The sequence below is a fragment of the Phytohabitans aurantiacus genome, assembly GCF_027923225.1.
In the GTDB taxonomy this organism is placed as follows: domain Bacteria; phylum Actinomycetota; class Actinomycetes; order Mycobacteriales; family Micromonosporaceae; genus Phytohabitans; species Phytohabitans aurantiacus.
In genome coordinates, this window is record NZ_BSDI01000104.1 from 1 (window position 1) to 18,827 (window position 18,827).

22 protein-coding genes are annotated in these 18,827 nt (G+C 71.8%); 13 read left to right on the forward strand and 9 right to left on the reverse strand.

Annotation, left to right across the window (positions count from 1 at the left end):
- Nucleotides 1-183: 183 nt before the first annotated feature.
- From QMG73_RS45385 to QMG73_RS45410, 6 genes are all read left to right on the forward strand, one after another.
- Nucleotides 184-600 carry a hypothetical protein gene (locus QMG73_RS45385; protein WP_281906280.1) on the forward strand — a complete coding sequence of 139 codons (417 nt, stop codon included), beginning with the start codon at nucleotides 184-186 and terminating at the stop codon, nucleotides 598-600.
- Nucleotides 601-662: 62 nt separating this feature from the next.
- Nucleotides 663-1,022, forward strand: a complete 360-nt coding sequence (locus QMG73_RS45390) for a hypothetical protein (RefSeq protein ID WP_281906282.1) — start codon at nucleotides 663-665, stop codon at nucleotides 1,020-1,022.
- A gap of 191 nt (nucleotides 1,023-1,213) precedes the next feature.
- Nucleotides 1,214-2,092: a DMT family transporter gene (locus QMG73_RS45395; RefSeq protein WP_281906284.1), complete on the forward strand. Its 879-nt coding sequence runs from the start codon at nucleotides 1,214-1,216 to the stop codon at nucleotides 2,090-2,092.
- 10 nt (nucleotides 2,093-2,102) lie between these two features.
- On the forward strand, nucleotides 2,103-2,333 hold the full coding sequence (locus QMG73_RS45400) for a DUF5522 domain-containing protein (protein ID WP_281906285.1): 231 nt from the start codon (nucleotides 2,103-2,105) through the stop codon (nucleotides 2,331-2,333).
- 36 nt (nucleotides 2,334-2,369) lie between these two features.
- A complete protein-coding gene (gene lhgO, locus QMG73_RS45405) occupies nucleotides 2,370-3,569 on the forward strand; it encodes an L-2-hydroxyglutarate oxidase (protein WP_281906287.1) in 1,200 nt (399 codons plus the stop codon).
- A gap of 24 nt (nucleotides 3,570-3,593) precedes the next feature.
- The gene (locus QMG73_RS45410; protein ID WP_281906289.1) at nucleotides 3,594-4,142 is read left to right on the forward strand and encodes a hypothetical protein; all 549 of its coding nucleotides are present in this window, start codon (nucleotides 3,594-3,596) and stop codon (nucleotides 4,140-4,142) included.
- Between the two features lie 57 nt (nucleotides 4,143-4,199).
- Here QMG73_RS45410 and QMG73_RS45415 read toward each other — a convergent pair whose 3' ends face one another.
- Entirely contained in the window at nucleotides 4,200-4,886 is a 687-nt protein-coding gene (locus tag QMG73_RS45415; protein WP_281906291.1) for a metal-dependent transcriptional regulator, read from the reverse strand.
- Nucleotides 4,887-4,985: 99 nt separating this feature from the next.
- Between QMG73_RS45415 and QMG73_RS45420 the strand changes: the two genes are divergently transcribed.
- The 5 genes from QMG73_RS45420 to QMG73_RS45440 all read left to right on the forward strand — a co-directional run bounded on the left by QMG73_RS45420 (nucleotide 4,986) and on the right by QMG73_RS45440 (nucleotide 11,695).
- Nucleotides 4,986-5,801, forward strand: coding sequence for a sulfurtransferase (locus QMG73_RS45420; RefSeq protein WP_281906295.1), 816 nt, complete (start codon nucleotides 4,986-4,988; stop codon nucleotides 5,799-5,801).
- Nucleotides 5,798-7,003, forward strand: coding sequence for a cytochrome P450 (locus QMG73_RS45425; protein WP_281906297.1), 1,206 nt, complete (start codon nucleotides 5,798-5,800; stop codon nucleotides 7,001-7,003). Before QMG73_RS45420 ends, QMG73_RS45425 begins: the two co-directional genes overlap by 4 nt.
- Nucleotides 7,004-7,008: 5 nt before the next feature.
- Nucleotides 7,009-8,190: an acetoin utilization protein AcuC gene (locus QMG73_RS45430; protein WP_281906300.1), complete on the forward strand. Its 1,182-nt coding sequence runs from the start codon at nucleotides 7,009-7,011 to the stop codon at nucleotides 8,188-8,190.
- 77 nt (nucleotides 8,191-8,267) lie between these two features.
- Entirely contained in the window at nucleotides 8,268-10,832 is a 2,565-nt protein-coding gene (locus QMG73_RS45435; RefSeq protein ID WP_281906326.1) for a bifunctional acetate--CoA ligase family protein/GNAT family N-acetyltransferase, read from the forward strand.
- 89 nt (nucleotides 10,833-10,921) lie between these two features.
- Nucleotides 10,922-11,695, forward strand: coding sequence for a methyltransferase domain-containing protein (locus tag QMG73_RS45440; protein WP_281906303.1), 774 nt, complete (start codon nucleotides 10,922-10,924; stop codon nucleotides 11,693-11,695).
- Here the strand turns inward: QMG73_RS45440 and sigB are convergent.
- The 6 genes from sigB to QMG73_RS45470 form a co-directional block, all read right to left on the reverse strand.
- Complete coding sequence (gene sigB, locus QMG73_RS45445) at nucleotides 11,692-12,648, reverse strand: RNA polymerase sigma factor SigB (protein WP_281906305.1); 957 nt, start codon at nucleotides 12,646-12,648, stop codon at nucleotides 11,692-11,694. The genes QMG73_RS45440 and sigB overlap by 4 nt on opposite strands.
- Nucleotides 12,649-12,817: 169 nt before the next feature.
- On the reverse strand, nucleotides 12,818-13,240 hold the full coding sequence (dtd, locus tag QMG73_RS45450; RefSeq protein ID WP_281906306.1) for a D-aminoacyl-tRNA deacylase: 423 nt from the start codon (nucleotides 13,238-13,240) through the stop codon (nucleotides 12,818-12,820).
- Nucleotides 13,240-14,718: a DUF7782 domain-containing protein gene (locus QMG73_RS45455; protein WP_281906310.1), complete on the reverse strand. Its 1,479-nt coding sequence runs from the start codon at nucleotides 14,716-14,718 to the stop codon at nucleotides 13,240-13,242. The genes dtd and QMG73_RS45455 overlap by 1 nt, the downstream gene beginning before the upstream one ends.
- Nucleotides 14,718-15,134: a cupin domain-containing protein gene (locus QMG73_RS45460; protein ID WP_281906312.1), complete on the reverse strand. Its 417-nt coding sequence runs from the start codon at nucleotides 15,132-15,134 to the stop codon at nucleotides 14,718-14,720. Before QMG73_RS45460 ends, QMG73_RS45455 begins: the two co-directional genes overlap by 1 nt.
- Before the next feature lie 4 nt (nucleotides 15,135-15,138).
- Nucleotides 15,139-16,251 (reverse strand): PQQ-dependent sugar dehydrogenase, encoded by a 1,113-nt coding sequence (locus QMG73_RS45465; protein WP_281906314.1) that lies wholly within the window; start codon nucleotides 16,249-16,251, stop codon nucleotides 15,139-15,141.
- Between the two features lie 97 nt (nucleotides 16,252-16,348).
- A complete protein-coding gene (locus QMG73_RS45470) occupies nucleotides 16,349-16,942 on the reverse strand; it encodes a helix-turn-helix domain-containing protein (protein ID WP_281906316.1) in 594 nt (197 codons plus the stop codon).
- Between the two features lie 128 nt (nucleotides 16,943-17,070).
- Between QMG73_RS45470 and QMG73_RS45475 the strand changes: the two genes are divergently transcribed.
- Nucleotides 17,071-17,646 (forward strand): HhH-GPD-type base excision DNA repair protein, encoded by a 576-nt coding sequence (locus QMG73_RS45475; protein ID WP_281906318.1) that lies wholly within the window; start codon nucleotides 17,071-17,073, stop codon nucleotides 17,644-17,646.
- Nucleotides 17,647-17,652: 6 nt separating this feature from the next.
- On the opposite strand, the gene QMG73_RS45480 is transcribed toward QMG73_RS45475, so the two are convergent.
- Together QMG73_RS45480 and QMG73_RS45485 are read right to left on the reverse strand one after the other, a co-directional pair.
- Entirely contained in the window at nucleotides 17,653-17,955 is a 303-nt protein-coding gene (locus QMG73_RS45480; protein ID WP_281906320.1) for a ribbon-helix-helix protein, CopG family, read from the reverse strand.
- Nucleotides 17,952-18,239, reverse strand: a complete 288-nt coding sequence (locus tag QMG73_RS45485; protein ID WP_281906322.1) for a hypothetical protein — start codon at nucleotides 18,237-18,239, stop codon at nucleotides 17,952-17,954. Before QMG73_RS45485 ends, QMG73_RS45480 begins: the two co-directional genes overlap by 4 nt.
- Nucleotides 18,240-18,293: 54 nt before the next feature.
- On the opposite strand from QMG73_RS45485, the gene QMG73_RS45490 reads away from it, so the two are divergent.
- On the forward strand, nucleotides 18,294-18,641 hold the full coding sequence (locus tag QMG73_RS45490; RefSeq protein WP_281906324.1) for a DUF3099 domain-containing protein: 348 nt from the start codon (nucleotides 18,294-18,296) through the stop codon (nucleotides 18,639-18,641).
- The last annotated feature ends 186 nt before the right edge of the window (nucleotides 18,642-18,827 follow it).

An 18,827-nucleotide genomic window follows, 5' to 3' on the forward strand; every position in this document is an offset into this window, starting at 1 on the left:
CGCCGAGGAGATCGCCAGCGTTGTTCGCCCGGACCTCGCCGCCGGCGCCGCGTGACGAATAGCGCAGCCTTCGAATAGGTGTTCTCCACCAGTACTTAAGGCACGTCACGTACGTCAGGTACTTCGAGTACTTGACGTACGTGACGTACTGGCGCATTCTTGTTCCCAAAGGGGAGGGATGCGATGTCGGCGGTTCACTACGACAGCTACACGCAAGCGCGTACCCATCTGAAGGCTCTGCTCGACGCGGCCGAGCGTGGGCGGGTCGCCACGGTCCGCCGCGATGCGCGCACGACGGCGTTCGTAGACCGGGAGCGCCTGCGTCACTTCCTGGCCGGGGTCACTCCCTCCCGCGCCCAGGTCGTCGCCGAAGACGGCGGCTGGTCGATCTTCATCCCCGGGTTGCCCGTAGCGGCGGATGGTGCGTCGTTCGACGAGGCGCTCGACGAGATGATCACCGCCTTGCGTGAGTACGCCGAGGATTGGCAGGAGCGGCTGCTCGACGCGCCCAACCACGCCGACAACTGGGGCCTGGTGCAGCTGGTGAGTCTGAGTGACGACACCGAGTTGCGGGAGTGGCTGGTCGGGCCCGGAAAATGACATGGCCGCAGCCGACCCGGCAGTTTCACGGAAAGTTCTGCCACGTCGAGGGGTGGACTCCGGTGCGAGACGCCCGCGGGCGCACCGGCACCCACCACGTCACCTACGAGCTCGGCCTTCACGACGGCCGCATCCTCCGGACCCGGATCTCACACCCGGTCGATCGCACCACATATGGGCCGAGCATCTGGGGCCACATCCTGCGCGATCAACTCCAGGTCTCCGACGTGGCCTTCTGGCGGTGCGTGCAAGACGGCGTCAAGCCGGATCGCGGCCAGCCCAAGGTGCCGGCCGAAGCCCTTCCAGCAGAGGTCGTCCACCTGCTCATCACCCGGGTCGGCCTCGACGAGGCGACGGTCGCCGCGATGACCAGGGACGAAGCCGTGAGCCGGTTGAACGAGTACTGGGCGGGCGGCATCTGACTAACTCGCGTGACGCGCCTGGCGTGATGTCGCTAGCGTGTCGGCGTGCTTCGCATCGTGCTTTCGCCACCCGCTCGCTGAGCGGGCGGCCTCTCCACTGACCCACACCGCCGGACCGGTCCAGGTCCCGCGGTCGATGGTTGTCGCCCGCTTCTCGCGGCCCTATCAACCATCCACAGTGGAGTGTCATCGTGCCCGCACGTGGTCTTTTCTTCATCTCCGTCGCCGCGACGAGCTGGGGCACCGGTGCCGCCGCCGCGGTACTGCTGTACCGCACCAGTGGTCTCGGTCCCGTCGCCGTCTCGTACTGGCGCTTCGTCATCGGCGGCGCCATCCTCGCCGCGCTACTCGCCATCCGCTCCCGCCCGGCCGCCGCGCGAGCCAGCCAACGCCGGTCGGTGCTGCTGCTCACCGGCATCGGCCTCGCCGTCTATCACACCGCCTTCTACGGCGCGATCGCGTACGCCGGCCTCGCTGTCGGCACGGTCGTCACGCTCGGCGCGGGTCCGATCCTCATCGCGATCGGCGGCCGCCTCATCACCGGCGAACGCCTCGGGCGCGGTGGCGCCATCGCCGTCACCCTCGCCCTGGTCGGGCTGGTCCTGCTCACCGGTGGCATGGGCGCGGTCGGACCGCGCCCCTGGCTCGGGATCGGGCTGGCGTTGGTTTCGGCCATCGGGTACGCCGGCGTGACGCTCATGACCAGAGCCACCGGTACCGCCAGTGACCCGTACCGCACGGCGCTGGTCGGGTTCGTCGTCGGCGGGCTGTGCCTGCTGCCGTTGGCGCTCGCCGAGGGCGTGGTGCCGTCCAGCGTCGGGCTGGCACAGTCGGTGGGCTGGCTGCTGTACCTGGGCGCGGTGCCCACCGCGCTCGCGTACGGGTTGTTCTTCGCCGGGCTGGCGGTGGTGAGGGCCACCACCGCCTCGGTCGTCGCCCTGCTCGAACCGGTCACCGCGGCCGCCATCGCCGTCTACGCCTTCGGTGAGCGGCTCACGCCCACCGCGCTGGTCGGAGCCGTCCTCATGCTGGCCGCCGTGGCCGCCACGGCGAAGGCCACCGGCGGGTAGCCTCCACGGCGTGAGGGATCGTCTGCGGGAGCCGCATCCGTCGCGGCTCCCGCCGGACCACCCGCACCGTCGCGAGATCATCGCCGCCCACGACCGTGCGCTGGCGGCGGACGAGGCCGGCTATCTGGATCCCCAGACCGGCCTGTTCGTGCTGACGGCGGCGTTCCTCACGCGGCGCGGCACGTGCTGCGGCCGCGGCTGCCGCCACTGCCCCTACATCGACGACGAAACACCACCCTGATTACGAGAGGGGGTCGGGGCGGGTAGGGTCCGGCGCATGGCGAAGTTCGTGGTGGTGGGGGCCGGGATCGTGGGGCTCGCGACCGCGCACAGGATCACCCTCGACTACCCGGACGCGCAGGTCACCGTGCTCGAAAAGGAGCCACGGGTCGCGGCGCACCAGACCGGGCACAACTCCGGGGTGATCCACGCCGGCGTGTACTACAAGCCGGGCAGCCTCAAGGCCAAGCTCTGCCGCGCGGGCAGCCAGTCGATGGTCGACTTCTGCACCGAGCACGGCATCCCCGTGCAGGTGTGCGGCAAGCTGATCGTGGCGACCGACGAGTCCGAACTGCCCCGCCTGCGAGCCCTGCACGAGCGCGCCACCGCAAACGGCTTACCCGTGCGGCTGGTCGGTCCGGCTGAGGCCGCCGAGCACGAACCGCACGTGCGTTGCGTCGAGGCGATGCACGTGGCGTCGACCGGCATCGTCGATTTTACGGCGGTTTGCACGACCCTGGCTGCGCTGGTGGAGAAGGCGGGCGCGGAGATCCGGTTCGGTTCGCGGGTCACAGGGATCGTCGAGCGGGGCGGCAACCAGATCGTGCAGACCACCACCGGGGAGATCGTCGCCGATGCGGTGGTCAACTGCGCGGGGCTGCACGCCGACCGGGTGGCGCGGCTTGCCGGCATCGACCCGCCGGCCCGGATCGTCCCCTTCCGCGGGGAGTACTTCGAGCTGCGCCCCGATCGGCGTGACCTGGTGCGGGGGCTGATCTATCCGGTGCCGGACCCGCAGTTTCCGTTCCTCGGCGTGCACCTGACGCGGATGATCGACGGCAGCGTCCACGCCGGCCCCAACGCGGTGCTCGCGCTCGCCCGCGAGGGGTACTCGTGGGACCGGATCAACCCGCGTGACATCGCCGACTTCGCTGTCTACTCAGGACTGTGGAGGCTGGCCCGTAAGCACCTGCGGTACGGGCTCACCGAGGTGCGCCGTTCCCTGTCGCGCCAGCGGTTCGCGGAGAGCCTGGCTCGGCTGGTACCCGATGTGACAGCCGCGGACCTGGAGCCAAGCGCGGCCGGGGTGCGCGCGCAGGCCATCGCGCCCGATGGGGCGCTCGTCGACGACTTCCTCATCGTGGCCCGCGACCGCCAGGTGCACGTGCTGAACGCCCCCTCACCTGCCGCGACCAGCTCGCTGGAGATCGCGAAGCACATCGTCGCTGAGCTGCCGGGCTTTCGCGGGCGGCGTTGAGCATCTAGGGTGTCGGCCGTGCGTATGGCTGCGCGTAGATTCGGCGCGGGGTTGCTGCTGCTCGCGGCGGGTGCCGGGTGCGGCGACGAGGCAGGGGCGAAGGCTCCGCCCGCCCCGGCACCCGTTGTCGCGACTCTGCCGGCCGCCTCGGCGGGCGGCGTGTGCGGGCTGCTCGACTACGAGGCGATCGAAGGGGCGCTGGGCACCCGGTTCGACGTCGCGGCGGCCAGCACCCACAAAGACACCGCCACCTGCATGGTGCAGGCAAACGGGGCGCCCCGCCCAGACCTGATGCTCTCGGTGACGGAGACGGCGGCCGACGCGGCGACGTTCACGTCGGAGGTCGCGCCCGACGGGGCGAAGTCGGTCAAGGGCCTGGGCAAGGCCGCGTACCGGACGGCGCGGGCCGCGAGTGGCAAGGCCGGGCCGACCGCCGAGGTGGGCTGGCTGACCGCCGACAAGCGGCTGATCACGCTGCGCTACACGTGCGTGAGCGACGAGCCCAAGGCCACGGCCGAAGAGTTGTCGGTGAAGCTCGTCGAGCTGGCCAAGGCCGTCGACAAGGCCCAATGAGGGCGTCCCTCAAGTAGTTAGAGCTACTTCAGGGACGCCCTGATCACGAAAGAGGGGCTAGCGGGCGGCTACGAAGACTCGGGACGCTACCTCGCGGGGGAGGCGGATCTTGTCGCCGGAACGGTCGATCGTGACGCCGTCGCGCTCCTGCGCCACCGTCACCGTCACGCCCGGGTCGACGCCAGCCGCGTGCAACTGCCGCAGCACCTCGCCGTCGGTCTGCACGCTCTCGCAGATGCGGCGCACGGTCACCTGCCCGGTCAGGCCGGGGAATGCCAGGTTGCGCTCGACGTCTTCGGAGACGGTGAGGGTCTCCGTCGCGGTGGTGCCGAGCTCTTCGAGACCGGGGATCGGGTTGCCATAAGGCGAGCGGGTGGGCCTGTTGAGCAGCTCGTAGACCTTTTTCTCCACCGTGTCGCTCATGACGTGCTCCCACCGGCAGGCCTCTTCGTGGGCCTCCTCGTAGGGCATGCCGATGACGTTGACCAGGAGCAGCTCCGCGAGGCGGTGCTTGCGCATGACCGAGACCGCGTACTTGCGGCCCGCGTCGGTCAGGTGCAGGTGCCGGTCGCCCTCGACGGTGAGTAACCCGTCGCGCTCCATGCGGGCCACGGTCTGGCTCACGGTGGGACCACTTTGGTGCAACCGCTCGGCGATCCGCGCGCGCAGCGGCGTGACACCCTCTTCTTCGAGCTCGAGGATGGTCTTCAGGTACATCTCGGTGGTATCGACAAGGTCGTTCACGGCATTTGCCCTCCCGTCACTCGATGCTACCCTGCGCCACCGACACCCCGCGGTCCCGCATGTGGCCGCTGCCACAACCCCAAAGGGCACACTTGTGCCATGACTCTGGTTGACGTGCCGGCACTCGCCGCGGAGCTCAAATCGAGCGACAAGCCCACGGTACTTGATCTCCGTTGGTGGCTGAGTGGGCCGGTCGGAAGGGACGAGTACGCCAAGGGGCATCTGCCCGGCGCGGTCTTCGTCGACCTCGACGGGGAGTTGTGCGGTGCGCCCGGTCCGGGCCGGCATCCGCTGCCCGACCCGGCCACCCTTCAGGGCGTGCTCCGCGCCGCCGGAGTTCGCGAGGGTCACCCGGTCGTGGTGTACGACGCCGGCGACGGCCTGCCCGCGGCCCGCGCGTGGTGGACGCTGCGCTGGGCGGGGCACGATGACGTCCGGGTGCTCGATGGCGGGTACGCGGCGTGGGTTGCCGCCGATCAGCCGGTCACGACCGAGGTGCCGGCGCCGTCGCGGGGCGACATCACCGTGCGGCCGGGTGGGATGCCGGTGCTCGACGCCGACGACGCCGCCGCGCTGGCCGCGAAGGGGCTGCTCATCGACGTCCGCGCGGCACCGCGGTACCGCGGCGAGGTCGAGCCGATCGACCCGGTCGCCGGCCACATTCCGGGCGCGGTGAACGTGCCGGCCACCGACCATGTCGGCTCCGACGGCCGGTTCCGCGCCGCCGACGCTCTCCGGTCGCGGTTCGCCGAGGCCGGTCTCGCCGATGGTGTACCCGTGGGCGCCTACTGCGGTTCGGGCGTGACCGCCGCACACACCGTCCTGGCGCTGCACCTTGCGGGCCGCACCGACGCCGCCCTGTACGTGGGCTCCTGGAGCGACTGGATCACCGACCCCTCCCGCCCGATTTCGTGATCGATCCGCTGACCGCGCTCACCCGGCTGCACCGCCGGAAGGGCGCGGTCGCCCGCATCCCGATCCCCGGGGTACGGGCATACCTGGTCAGCGATCCGGACGCGATCCAGGACGCGCTGACCCGGACCCAGCGCGAGTACGCCAAAGGGGTTGGCCCGCAAGGGCTGGAGCCGCTGAAACGGGTACTCGGCGATGGGCTGCTCACCAGCCCGCCCGACCTTCACCGCCAACAGCGCCACCTGATCCAGCCGCTCTTCCACGGCGAGCGGGTCGCCGGATGGGCCGGAACGTTCACGGCGCTCGCCGAGGCGGCCAGCGCGTCGTGGCGCGACGGAGAGGTACGCGATCTGCACCGCGACATGACCGAGTTGACCCTCGCGATCGTGGCGCGGACGGTCTTCGACGTATCGGTCGACGCCGAGGCGATCACCACGATCAGCCGCGCCATCGGGCGCAACCAGCGGGCGCTGCGCCGCGAGATCCTGCCCGGTGGCCGGCTGCTCGACCGGCTGCCGTTGCCCGCCACCCGCCGCTTCCAGCGGGACAGCGAAGCCGTCGATGCGGTAGTGCGCCGGCTGATCGACGCCAAACGCGCCGAGCCCGGCGACGACCTGCTCAGCCTGCTGCTCGCCACCGGGATGCCGGACCGGCAGGTGCGCGATGAGGCGATGACCCTGCTGCTCGCCGGGCACGAGACCACCGCCAACGCGCTCGCCTGGACGTTTCACCTGCTGTCCCAGTACCCGCAAGAGCAGGACCGGATCGCGGACGGCGACGCGGACGTCACCACGGCGGTGGTCCGTGAGGCGCTGCGCCTGTACCCGCCGGCTTGGGCGATCTGGCGCCGCCTGGTCTCGGACCGCGAGGTGTGCGGGCGGCGGCTGCGTGCCGGATCGACCCTGATCCTCAGCCCGTGGGTCGTCCACCGCGACCCGCGGTGGTGGCCCGAGCCCGGCGAATTCCGCCCCGAGCGTTGGCTCGGTGAGCCACCCCGCCGCTACACGTACTTCCCGTTCGGGAGCGGGCCGCGGCAGTGCATCGGCAACGGGTTCGCCGAGTTGGAGGCGATCCGGGTGACCGCCGCGATCTGCCGCGGCTGGCGCCTCACGCCCGCGCCCGGTGCCCCGCCCGTCGTGCCGCAGCCGCTGGTCACGCTGCGCCCCCGGCACGGCGTGGCCCTCACGGTGCGCGTGCGACGATGACCGGCATGACGGACGGCACGGTCGTGGTGTGGGACGAGACCCTGCTCGGATACGACATGGGCGACCACCCGCTCGACCCGGTGCGCGTCGAGTTGACCATGGCGCTCGCCCGCGAACTGGGCGTGCTCGACCGGCCCGGCGTCCGCGTCGTCGCGCCCGAGCCGGCCGACGACGCCGCGCTGACCCGTGTCCACCGGCCCGACTACCTCGACGCGGTGCGCGCCGCGCCCGACGACCCGTTCTTCTCCGGGTGGGGGCTCAACACGCCCGACAACCCGGTGTTCGAGGGCATGCACGCGGCGAGCGCGCTGATCTGCGGCGCCACGCTGGCCGCCGCGGAGGCGGTGTGGCGGGGCGAGGCGCGCTCCGGCGTCAACATCTCCGGCGGCCTCCACCACGCGATGCCCGCGCGGGCGGCGGGCTTCTGCGTGTACAACGACCCGGCCGTCGCCATCGCCCGGCTGCTCGACCTCGGTGCGGAGCGGATCGCGTACATCGACATCGACGTGCACCACGGCGACGGCGTACAGGTGATCTTCTACGATGATCCGCGGGTGCTCACGGTGAGCCTGCACGAGACCCCGCTCGCCCTGTTTCCCGGCACCGGGTTTCCGGAGGAGACGGGCGGGCCCGGTGCCGAGGGCAGCTCGGTCAACGTGGCGCTGCCCCCGGGTACCGGCGACGCGGGCTGGCTGCGCGCGTTCCACGCGGTGGTGCCGTCGGTCGTGCGGGCGTTCCGGCCACAGGTGATCTTCGCCCAGTGCGGCGCCGACAGCCACCGCCTCGACCCGCTGGCCGACCTGCGGCTGTCGGTCGACGGCCAGCGCGCCGCGCACTTGGCGCTGCGGGCACTGGCCGACGAGGTGTGCGACGGCCGCTGGGTGGCCACCGGCGGCGGCGGGTACGCGCTGGCCGAGGTCGTGCCGCGGACCTGGACGCACCTGCTGGCGGCGGCCACCGGCGACCCGATCCCGCCCGCCACGCTGACGCCCCTGGGCTGGCGCGACCTGGCGCGCGAGCGGTGCCCCCGGCGCGACATCCCGCTGCGGATGACCGACGACGCCGACACCTCGTACCGGCCGTGGCAGCCGGAAGGGGAGCCGGACGCCGTCGACAGGGCGATCATGGGGACGCGGCGGGCGGTGTTTCCGCTGATCGGCCTCGACCCGTACGACCCGCGTGACTAGGGCCGGTATCGGCCCTAACAGCGGATGATGACGGGGTGACTAGCGACCGGTCCGCTGACGTCCTGCTGAGCGACGGCATGGCCGTCCACCTGCGGCAGATCCGGCCCGACGACGCGCCGGGCATCGTCGCGATGCACTCGCGGTTCTCCGAGCGCACCCGCTACCTGCGGTACTTCTCGCCGTACCCGCGGATCCCCGAGCGTGACCTGCGGCGGTTCGTCAACGTCGATCACGAGGCGCGGGAGGCTTTCGTGGTCTCGTCGGGTGATCGCATCCTGGCGGTCGGCAGGTACGAGCGGCTCGGGCCGGACGCCCCGGACGCCGAGGTCGCGTTCGTGGTCGAAGACGCGTACCAGGGGCGGGGGATCGGCTCGGTGCTCCTGGAGCACCTGGCGGCGGCCGCCCGCGACGCCGGCATCACCCGCTTCGTCGCCGAAGTGCTGCCGGAGAACGGCACCATGCTTCGCGTGTTCGCCGACGCGGGATACCAGGTGCAGCGCGAATACGCCGACGGGGTCGTGCACCTGGCGTTTCCGATCGCGCCCACCGAACGCTCCCTCGAAGTGCAGTGGCGCCGGGAGCAGCGCACCGAGGCCCGGTCGATCGCGCGGCTGCTCGCACCGCGTGGCGTCGCTGTTTACGGCGCCAGCTCCAGCGGCCACGGCATCGGCGCCGCCATCCTCGGCCACCTGCGCGACGGCGGGTTCACCGGCACCGTGTACCCGATCCACCCGACCGCCGCCTCCGTGGCCGGCCTGCCCGCGCTCCGCTCCGCGCCCGCCGCTGCCGTTGATCTCGCGGTGGTAGCCGTGCCGCCCGACGCGGTGCCCGACGTGGTCGCCGACGCGGCCGCGGCGGGAGTGCACGGCCTCGTCGTGGTCTCGGCCGGCTTCGCCGAGGCCGGCGCGCAAGGCGCCGCCGCGCAGCGCGAGCTGATCCGGGCCGCGCACCGTGCCGGCATGCGCGTCGTCGGCCCCAACTGCCTGGGGGTGGCCAACACCGATCCTCGGGTACGCCTGAACGCCACGCTCGCCCCAGGGCTGCCGCTGCCGGGGCGTGCCGGGTTCTTCAGCCAGTCGGGCGCGCTGGGTGTGGCGCTACTGGCCGAGGCGGACCGCCGCGGGCTGGGCCTGTCGAGCTTCGTCTCGGCCGGCAACCGGGCCGACGTCTCCGGCAACGACCTGCTCCAGTACTGGGAGGACGACCCCGGCACCGACGTGATCCTGCTGTACCTGGAGAGCTTCGGTAACCCCCGCAAGTTCGCGCGGCTCGTCCGGCGTATCGGTCGCACCAAGCCCATCGTGGCGGTAGCGTCCCCGGCCCGTCCCGCCATCGCCCCTTCCGTCCCGGCACCTGTCAGCGGCAGCGCGCCGACGGACACCGGGCCGTCCGGCGGAGTCGGGCTTCCTGGCGGTGTGGAGCCTTTGCACGGCGCGGAAGCTTCCGCTGGGCCGGATCGGGACGCCGTCACGGCGCTGTTCGCTCAGGCCGGGGTGGTCCGGGTCGACACGGTGGCCGAGCTCTTCGACGTGGGCGTACTGCTGGCGCACCAGCCGCTGCCGGCCGGCCGCCGCGTGGGCATCGTCGGCAACTCGCCGGCGCTGACCGGGCTGGCCACGGCGGCGTGCCGCGACGCGGGCCTGGCGGTCGGCAGCGACTACCCGCGCGACGTGGGACCGCTGGCGAGCGCGCACGACCTCGGCGACGCCCTGGCCGACGCGGCGGTCGACCGGGACGTCGACGCGCTGGTGGTGGTCGTCGCGCCGCCCCTGCCCGGCCAGCTCGCCGACGAAGACACCGACTTCGCCGCCGCACTCGCCAGCGTCGCGCTCGCCGGAGACAAGCCGATCGTGGCGACATCGCTGGTCGACAAGCTGCCCGCCGGTGTGCCCGCGTACCCGTCGGTGGAAGAGGCGGTGCGGGCGCTCGGCCGGGTGTGCGGGTACGCCGACTGGCTCCGTCAACCGCTCGGCACCGTGCCCACGATATCCACAGTGGAGTCTCCGGATCTGCTTGCCGCGTACGGGATCGAGGTGGTGCCCACGGTGGCGGCAGGCTCGGTCGAGGAGGCGGTGGCGGCGGCTGACGCTCTCGGGTACCCGGTGGCGCTCAAGGCCGCCGGCGAGGCGCTGCGGCACCGGCTCGACCTCGGCGCGGTGCGGCTCGGCCTGGCGGAGGCGGCGACGGTGGCCGCGGTGTACGAGGAGATGGCGGGGCCGTTCGGTGCCGGGGTGCTCGTGCAGCGGATGGTGCCGCCGGGCGTGGCGTGCGTGGTGGAGATGGTCGAAGACCCGGTGTTCGGGCCGGTGGTCGGCTTCGGGCTGGGCGGCGTCGCTACCGACCTGCTCGGCGATCGCGCCTGGCGAGCCGCCCCGCTCACCGACCGCGACGCCGCCGCGCTGGTCGACGAGCCGCGCGCGGCGCCACTCCTGCACGGATACCGGGGCGCCGCGCACGTCGACCGGGGCGCCCTTGCAGATCTGCTCGTGCGGGTCGGTCGGCTGGTCGACGAGCAACCCCAGGTGCGCGCGCTCCGCCTCAACCCCGTACTCGCACGCCCCGACGGCCTGTCCGTCCTACACGCCGACATCCGTTACGGCGTACCGACTCCACGCCCGGACGAAGCGCCCCGCCGCCTCTAGCCCTGATCACGAAGAAAGGCGGGATCGCGCCGGCTCAATATGTGGGAGAGGAATCTCGGTAAGTGGGAATCGCGCGTAAGGTCGAGCGCATGGTTTACACGCATGGGCATCACGAGGCGGTGTTGCGGTCGCACCGGTGGCGTACGGCGGAGAACTCGGCGGGCTACCTGCTCGGCGAGCTGCGGCCCGGGATGTCCCTGCTCGACGTGGGTTGCGGACCGGGCACCATCACCCTCGACCTCGCCGCGCGCGTGGCGCCGGGTCGTGTCGTCGGCATCGACGCCGCACCGGACGCACTGGCCGCCGCGCCATCAACGGCCACAGTGGACTTTCAGGTCGGCGACGTCTACGCCCTCGCGTACGACGATGACGCGTTCGACGTGGTACACGCCCATCAGGTGCTCCAGCATCTCGCGGATCCTGTCGCGGCGCTGCGGGAGATGCGGCGGGTCTGCCGGGCGGGCGGGTTCGTGGCCGCGCGCGACGCCGACTACGCGGCCATGACGTGGCACCCGGAGATTCCCGCCCTCGACGACTGGCTGGCCCTGTACCGCCGGGTGGCCCGGCACAACGGCGGCGAGCCGGACGCGGGCCGCAAGCTGCTGTCGTGGGCGCGCGAAGCGGGCTTCACCGACGTGCGCGCCACGGCTTCCGCCTGGTGTTTCGCGACGCCGGAGGATCGGTTGTGGTGGAGCGACACCTGGGCGCACCGGGTGACCAAGTCGGCGTTCGGCGCGGCGGCGCTCGAGGCGGGGTACGCCACCGAGGCGGATCTGGCGCGGATGGCCGAAGCGTGGCGGGAATGGGGCGCCGTGGAGGACGGCTGGTTCGCCGTCCTCCACGGAGAAGTCCTCTGCCGTTAGCTGGCGTAGGTTTCCAGGCGCTTCGAGCGCGACGGGTGGCGGAGCTTCAGCAGGGTGACCTTTTCGATCTGGCGGATGCGCTCGCGGGACAGCCCGAACTCGCGCCCCACCTCGTCGAGCGTGCGCTGCCGGCCGTCGTCGAGGCCGAAGCGCAGCCGGATCACCGCCTGCTCCCGCTGAGACAATGTGGACAGTACGATCTCGACCTCGTTGCGCAGCTCGCCCTGCGTCACGTTGTCGCCGGGCTCCTGGCGCGGGTCGACCGCCGCCACGAAGTCGCCGAGCGCGCTCTCACCGTCTTCGCCGACCGCCTGGTCGAGGCTGACCGGCTCCCGGTCGTACGAGATCAGCTCGATCACCTGGAACTCCGGCACCCCCATCGCCTGCGCGATCTCGGCGATCGACGGCTCGCGCCCGAGCGAGGTGCTGAGGTCGCGCCGGGCGCGGACCATCCGGTTGACCTGCTCCACCATGTGGACCGGGATGCGGATGGTGCGTGCCTGGTCGGCCATGGCTCGGGTGATGGCCTGGCGGATCCACCAGGTGGCGTACGTGGAGAACTTGTAGCCCTTGGTGTAGTCGAACTTCTCGACCGCGCGGATGAGGCCGAGGTTGCCTTCCTGGATCAGGTCGAGGAAGGCCATGCCGCGCCCCGTGTACCGCTTGGCGATGCTGACCACGAGCCGGAGGTTGGCCTCCAGCAGGTGGTCTTTGGCCGCACGCCCCTCGGCGGCCACGACAACGAGGTCAGCCGCCGCAGGCGAGAGCGAAGCCAGCTTCTCCTCGGCGAACAGTCCCGCCTCGATCCGCTTGGCCAGCTCGACCTCCTGCACGGCCGTCAGCAGTTTGGTGCGGCCGATACCGTTCAGATATGCGCGGACGAGGTCCGCCGAAACGCCACGCTCGTCGGTGGCATCAAGGTCGGCATCGAGGCTGAGCTCGTTGTCGTTCATGTGCAGGACCACCTTCAGTCGCCTCCCCGCGTCGACAAGTGGCACGCGCTCCAGTCGCCGAGTGGCGCTGGTGAGAAAAGCTTGGCGGTTACCGCGTGAAGCGGGGGTGAGGAGAACGTCTGGGTGGCACTAATCCGGTAGTCTGTTTGACCGCTTTGCGAACAACGAGCTAAATATCCAGCAGCACCGTCCGCGGACCCACGTTGACGCTCTCGACCAGCATGTGCGCCCGGAAGCGCCCCGTCGCCACCTTGGCACCCCGTGCCCGCAGCGCCTCTGCGAAGGCCGTGACCAGCGGTTCTGCCACTTCGGCGGGCGCGGCGGCGATCCAGGTGGGCCGGCGGCCCTTGCGGGCGTCGCCGTACAGTGTGAACTGGCTCACTACGAGGATCGGCGCACTGACGTCCGAGGCCGACTTCTCGTCGTCGAGGATTCTCAGCTCCCACACCTTGCGCGCCATCGTGTCCGCGATCGCCGGGGTGTCCGAGTGGGTCACGCCGAGCAGCACGAGCAGCCCGTCGTCGATCGCGCCGACCACCTCGCCGTCGACCGTCACGCTCGCCCGACTCACCGTCTGCACGACCGCCCGCATCAGTCCGTCACCGGCCGAAGAAAGTCGTCGACCGGGCGCAGGATCTCGCGCTCCACCAGGTGCGCCACGATCGGCACCGCCGCCTCGGCCAGCTCCGCCTCCTCTACCTCGTGCGCCATCGCCAGTACCGCGATCGCCTCCCGCAGCGGCACCTCGCCGTCGCAGCCTCCGACCAGGGCCAGTACGAGCGGGTCGGTCTCCTCGGTCCAGCGCAACCCGTGCGGCATCGCGAGCACCTGGCGGTCGACCGCCCAACCCTCTTCGGCGATGGTGGCCTCCTGGCGCAACCGCAGACCGTCAGCCGCCCGGTACCGTGCGGAGAGCAGCGCGTCCGCGTCGCGTACCCGAAGCCAGTCCTGGCGGTCGAACCAGGCCGCGACGTGCCGTCCCAGCAGGCCCTCGACCTGCTGGCGCAGGTCTTCTACGCGCACCACCGGGTCGGCCGCACCGCCGCGACGGAGGGTGACCAACCCGAAGCCGACGCTCTCGATCTTCTGCGCGTCGAACCAGTCCAGCCACGCCGCCTTGCGCGCCGGGTCGGCGGCCTCACCGGCGTCGGCAAGCCAGAGATCCACATAGGACATCGGGTCGGCGACGTCGCGCTGGATCACCCACGCGTCCAGCCCGGTGCCCGCGAACCAGCCGGCGACCCGGTCACCCCAGTCTTCGCCGGCGACGTGCGCCCAGTTCGCCAGGTACTGCATCGTGCCGCCCTCGGTCAGCAGCGCGGGCGCGGCGGCGGCCAACTCCGCGCAGACGCCGTCGCCCACGCGGCCCGAGTCGCGGTAGGTGAAGGTGGTCTCCCCGGGGCCGACGATGAACGGTGGGTTGCTCACCACCAGGTCGAAGCGGCGGCCCGCCACCGGCGCGGTCAGGTCGCCGGCCAGCAGCTCCCAATCCAAGCCGTTGAGCGCCGCGTTCGTCGCCGCGAACCACAGCGCGCGCGGGCTCAGGTCGGTCGCCGTGACGGCGCCCGCGTGCCGCGACAGGTGCAGCGCCTGTACGCCGCAGCCGGTGCCCAGGTCGAGCGCCGTGCCGACCGGACGGCGCACCGTGGCGCCCGCGAGCGTGCTCGACGCGCCGCCCACCCCCAGCACGTGGTCGTGCGCGACGGGCTGTCCGGGGTGGGCGTCGGCGGGCAGGTCGGCCAGCACCCACCAGTCGCCGTACGCCTCCAGATCGAGCCCTCGCCGCAGCCCGTCGGGCGTCTCGATGAGCAGCCCGGCGGCCAGCGCCGCCTCCAGCGGGAGTGGCGCGAGCGCGTCGCGGACGGCGGCGACCGGCTCGGTCTGCTCGCACACGAACAGCCTGATTAGCGTGCCCAGCGGGTCGCGGTCGGCGGTGGCGCGCAGCGCGGCCCGGTAGTCGTTGCGGGCGACCGCTGCTGTGGCGGCGTCGCCGAGTCGTGCGGCGATGCCCGTGGACGTGTATCCCGCGAGCGCCTCGCGCAGCTGCGCGATCCCGGATGCCGTGAACATCACGCCATCCTGAAGTCTGCGAAGTCGAACCCGGGCGCCACCACGCAGCTCACCAGCACCGGCTGGTCGCCGGCGGGCGCCGCGGCCTGCCACACGCCGCCCGGCACCAGGGCCTGCGGGCGCTGGCCGGCGGCCACGTCATCGCCCAGCAGCACCGTCTCGCGGTCGCGCAGGCGCAGCTCCAGCGGACCGCCGGAGTGCCATAGCCACAGCTCGTCCGAGCGCACCACGTGCCACCGCGACTCCTCACCCGGGTTGAGGAGGAAGTAGATCGCGGTCGCCGCCCGGCGCGGCCCCTCGTAACCGTCCGGCGTGAAGGCGTGCTCGCTGCGCCAGGTCTCGCGGTACCAGCCGCCCTCCGGGTGGGGCGCCAGGTCGAGCTGCTCCGCCAGGGCGGGGCGTGGTGGTGAGGTCATCCCGTCATTGTCTCGCGGGGTGCCGCAGCACCTTGTCGTCCCCTGCCTGGACGTCGCCGCGCCCGTCACGGTTCGACGTGGTCAGCCACAGCGCGCCGTCCGGCGCGACCGCGACGGTGCGCAACCGGCCATATCGCCCCTCCAGCTCCGCGCGCGGCTCACCGGCCGTGCCATTTCGCAGCGGTACTGTCCAGAGCCGCTCGCCGCGCAGCGCCGCCACGTAGAGCGTGTCGCCCGCGATGGCCGCGCCCGACGGCGACGCCTCGTCCGTCGACCAGGTGACGATCGGATTCGTGTACCGGCCACCGTCGGTGTCGCCCTTGCCCTCCACCTCGGGCCACCCGTAGTTCTTGCCCGCCTCGATCCGGTTGACCTCGTCGAGCCGGTTCTGGCCGAACTCAGTGGCGTAGAGCCGCCCCGCCGAGTCCCACGCCAGCCCCTGCACGTTGCGGTGGCCGAGGCTGTAGACGGGCGATCCGGCGCGCGGGTTTCCCGGCGCGGGCTCGCCTTCCGGCGTGAGGCGCAGGATCTTGCCGTTCGGGTCGTCCGCGTCCTGCGACGAGCTCCGCTCCGCGGCGTCGCCCGTGCCGGCGTACAGCATGCCGTCCGGCCCGAACGCGATCCGCCCTCCATTGTGGTTGGACGCCTTCGAGATGCCGTCGAACACCACCGCGGGGTTTCCGCCGCCCAACTGGAACCGCACGATCCGGTTGTCGGAGTCGCTCGTGAAATACGCGTACACGTACCGGTCGGTGGCGTAGGCCGGCGACACGGCGAGCCCGAGCAGCCCGCCCTCGCCGACCGCCGAGACTCCCGGCACCCGGTAGACCTGGCGCGCCGCGCCGCCGCCCGGCGACACCTGGAGCACCCGGCCGGTCTCGCGCTCGGCCACCAGCGCGTTGCCGTCCGGCAGGAACGCCAGCCCCCACGGCACCTCGATGCCGCTCGCCACCTGCTGTGGCGCGGCGAGATCGGGAGCACCGTTGGGGCTGCTGGTGGCGCCGCTCGTGGCGCTGCTCGTCGTGGTCGGGGTGGGCACCGGGCTGGTTGGCGGTGGTGCCGGGTCGTCCCCGTCGCCGCACGCCGTCAACGCGACCGCCAAGCCAACCGCTGTCATCGCCGTCCTCATCCGCACCGCTCTATCCAAGCAGGCGCGACCGAAAGACGACGAAAAATCACGCCCGCCCCTTCCTGCGCGACGGCCTACGGCGAGATCACGCCCGCCCGATGCTGTAGCCCTGCCCGCGCAACCGCCGCGCCCAGCCCGCCACCGTGTGCCGAGGCACACCGAAGTGCTCGGCCACACCGGTGATCGTGCCGGTGGCCTGGTAGGCGGCCATCACCTCGTCGGGCTCGGGCATCCGGCGGTACGCGCGGGTGCTGGTCTGCGTGGCCTTGCGTGCCCGGCGCCCCGTGGTTTCCGTTGTGGCTTTGCGGCTTCGCCGCGCCTTCCGCTCCACGGGTTCGGCTTCCGCGGCGGCCCGCCGCCGGCGCGGCTGCGCCGCGGCCTTGCGCCCGCGCGGGCGGTCTTCCGCCGCCTCTTTGGTGGGTTCCACGACGTGTACCGGTTCCGGTGTGGGCGTCGGCGTCAGGGCGGGCGACGGCGCGGGCGCGGTCAGGGCGCGCACCAGCAGGTCGAGGTCGACGGGCGGCAGGTCGCCGGGTGCGAGCCCACCACCGCTCGCGGCCTGCACGGTGAGTTCGGTGATCCGGGTCTGACCCGTCGACGTGTCCACGCGAACCGTGGTGTGTGCGGCGTCCGTGCCGCCGTCGTTGTCGGGGGAGATGGTGATGACGTACCTGCTCACGAAAGCCTCCTGTCAGGGCCGGGCAGCCGCGCACCCCCGCCCTGCGGCGCTCCGCCAATCAGCGTGAGACTACCGGTCGATCATCGATTGTGGACCCTGGCGGTATCGGGCTGCGGTTAGATGGGGAGATGACGCTCACCCTGCCCATCGACGCCGAGGCAAACAAGCTGCTGCAGCGCAGCCCGCTCGCGTTGCTCATCGGCATGGTCCTCGACCAGCAAATCACGTTCGAGAAGGCGTTCTCTTCCCCGTACGAGCTGGTGAAGCGGCTCGGACACGAGCCCACCGCTCAGGAAATCGCCGACTACGACCTCGACGCGCTGACCGTCATCTTCGCAACCCCGCCCGCGCTGCACCGCTTCCCCAAAGCGATGGCGGCTCGGGTGCAGGAGGTGTGCCAGGCTCTCGTGGAAAAGTACGAGGGCGACGCCGAAAAGCTCTGGTCCGACGCGGGCAGTGGCAAGGAACTGTTCACGCGGGTGTCGGGGCTGCCCGGGTTCGGCAAGCAGAAGGCGCAGATCTTCGTCGCGTTGCTGGGCAAGCGATTCGGCGTGACGCCAAGGGGTTGGCGCGCGGCCGCGGGCGACTACGGCCGCGCGGGCGTGCACCGCTCGGTCGCCGACATCGTCGACAACGACTCACTGCTGAAGGTGCGCGAGCACAAGCAGCAAATGAAGGCCGCCGCCAAGGCAGCCAAGGGCTGAGGCGGGTCAGGCCGCTGTCGGATGGGCGAGCGCCGCTATCGCGCGGCGCACGTCGGCCAGGGAGACGGTCGCGGAGTCGTCGAGATCGGCCAGGCCGGCCTCGATCCACTGGCGCATCAACGTGGTCACCCCGATGCCGCGCGCCTCGGCCGCCTCACGTACTCGCTCGTACGTCTCGACGGGTAGTCGCACCGAGCGGCTCACCATCGGCACGTCGCTGTCGGGCACCGGCAACTCGGCCGCCGGTCCGTCGCTGACGAGATCGTCGCCGCCTTCGTGGAACCTCTTGATGGCGTCGTGCCTACTCATCGCACCCACCCCTGTAGCACTTCGTCGTACCGCTTGGACTCGGCGTCGGTCAGGTCGCGCGCGGAGAGGATGTCCCAGTCGTTGTCGGCGTGGTCGGCCTCGGCCAGCAGAATCGCCAGTCGACGGCCCTTCCTCGTCACCGCGTAGACGACCATCGCGTCGTCGCCCAGGTGCCGGATGATCCGGCGCGTGCTGCGTAGCGCCTCCCAGACCTCGCCGGGAGCCACCTCATAGAGACGCAGGTTGCTCAGGCCCTCGTCGGTGAAGCTGAACCTGCTCCCCACGCGATCGAGCGTACCACGCGCGTAACACGAAGGCGGGAGTGCGACTATGGATGGGTGGCGAAGCGACGGAGCGAACGGCCCATCCTGATCACCGACGCCGCCCGCAGCCAGGACGACGAGCGCCGTAGCCGGCAGGTGCGATACACGCTGATGATGTCGATCCGCGCGGTCTGCCTGGTCGCGGCCGCGATACTGGTCGGCACCCGGGCGCCGATGCTGTGGCTGTGGCTGCCGTTGTGCCTGCTCGGCATGGTGCTTGTGCCGTGGCTCGCGGTGATCCTGGCCAACGACCGGCCGCCACGCGACAAGCACCGGCTACGCAACCGCGTCCACCACCAGCCCCCGCCCGAAGACGTCCCCCAAGCCCTCCCCACCCAACGCACCATCGACGCCGACGACTAACCCCCGCGCCCCGGCGCTCCCCGCGCGGTGCCGCGCTTCCCGCGCCGCGTGCCGCGCTCCCCGCGCCGCGCTTTCTCCGCCGATCAAGGGCGAACGCACGGCTCTCCTGTCTGATGTGTGGGTCAGGTGGGAGAGTTGCGGCCGGGTAGTGGGGTTTGGTAGCCGCCGAGGTGTAGGCGGGTGAGG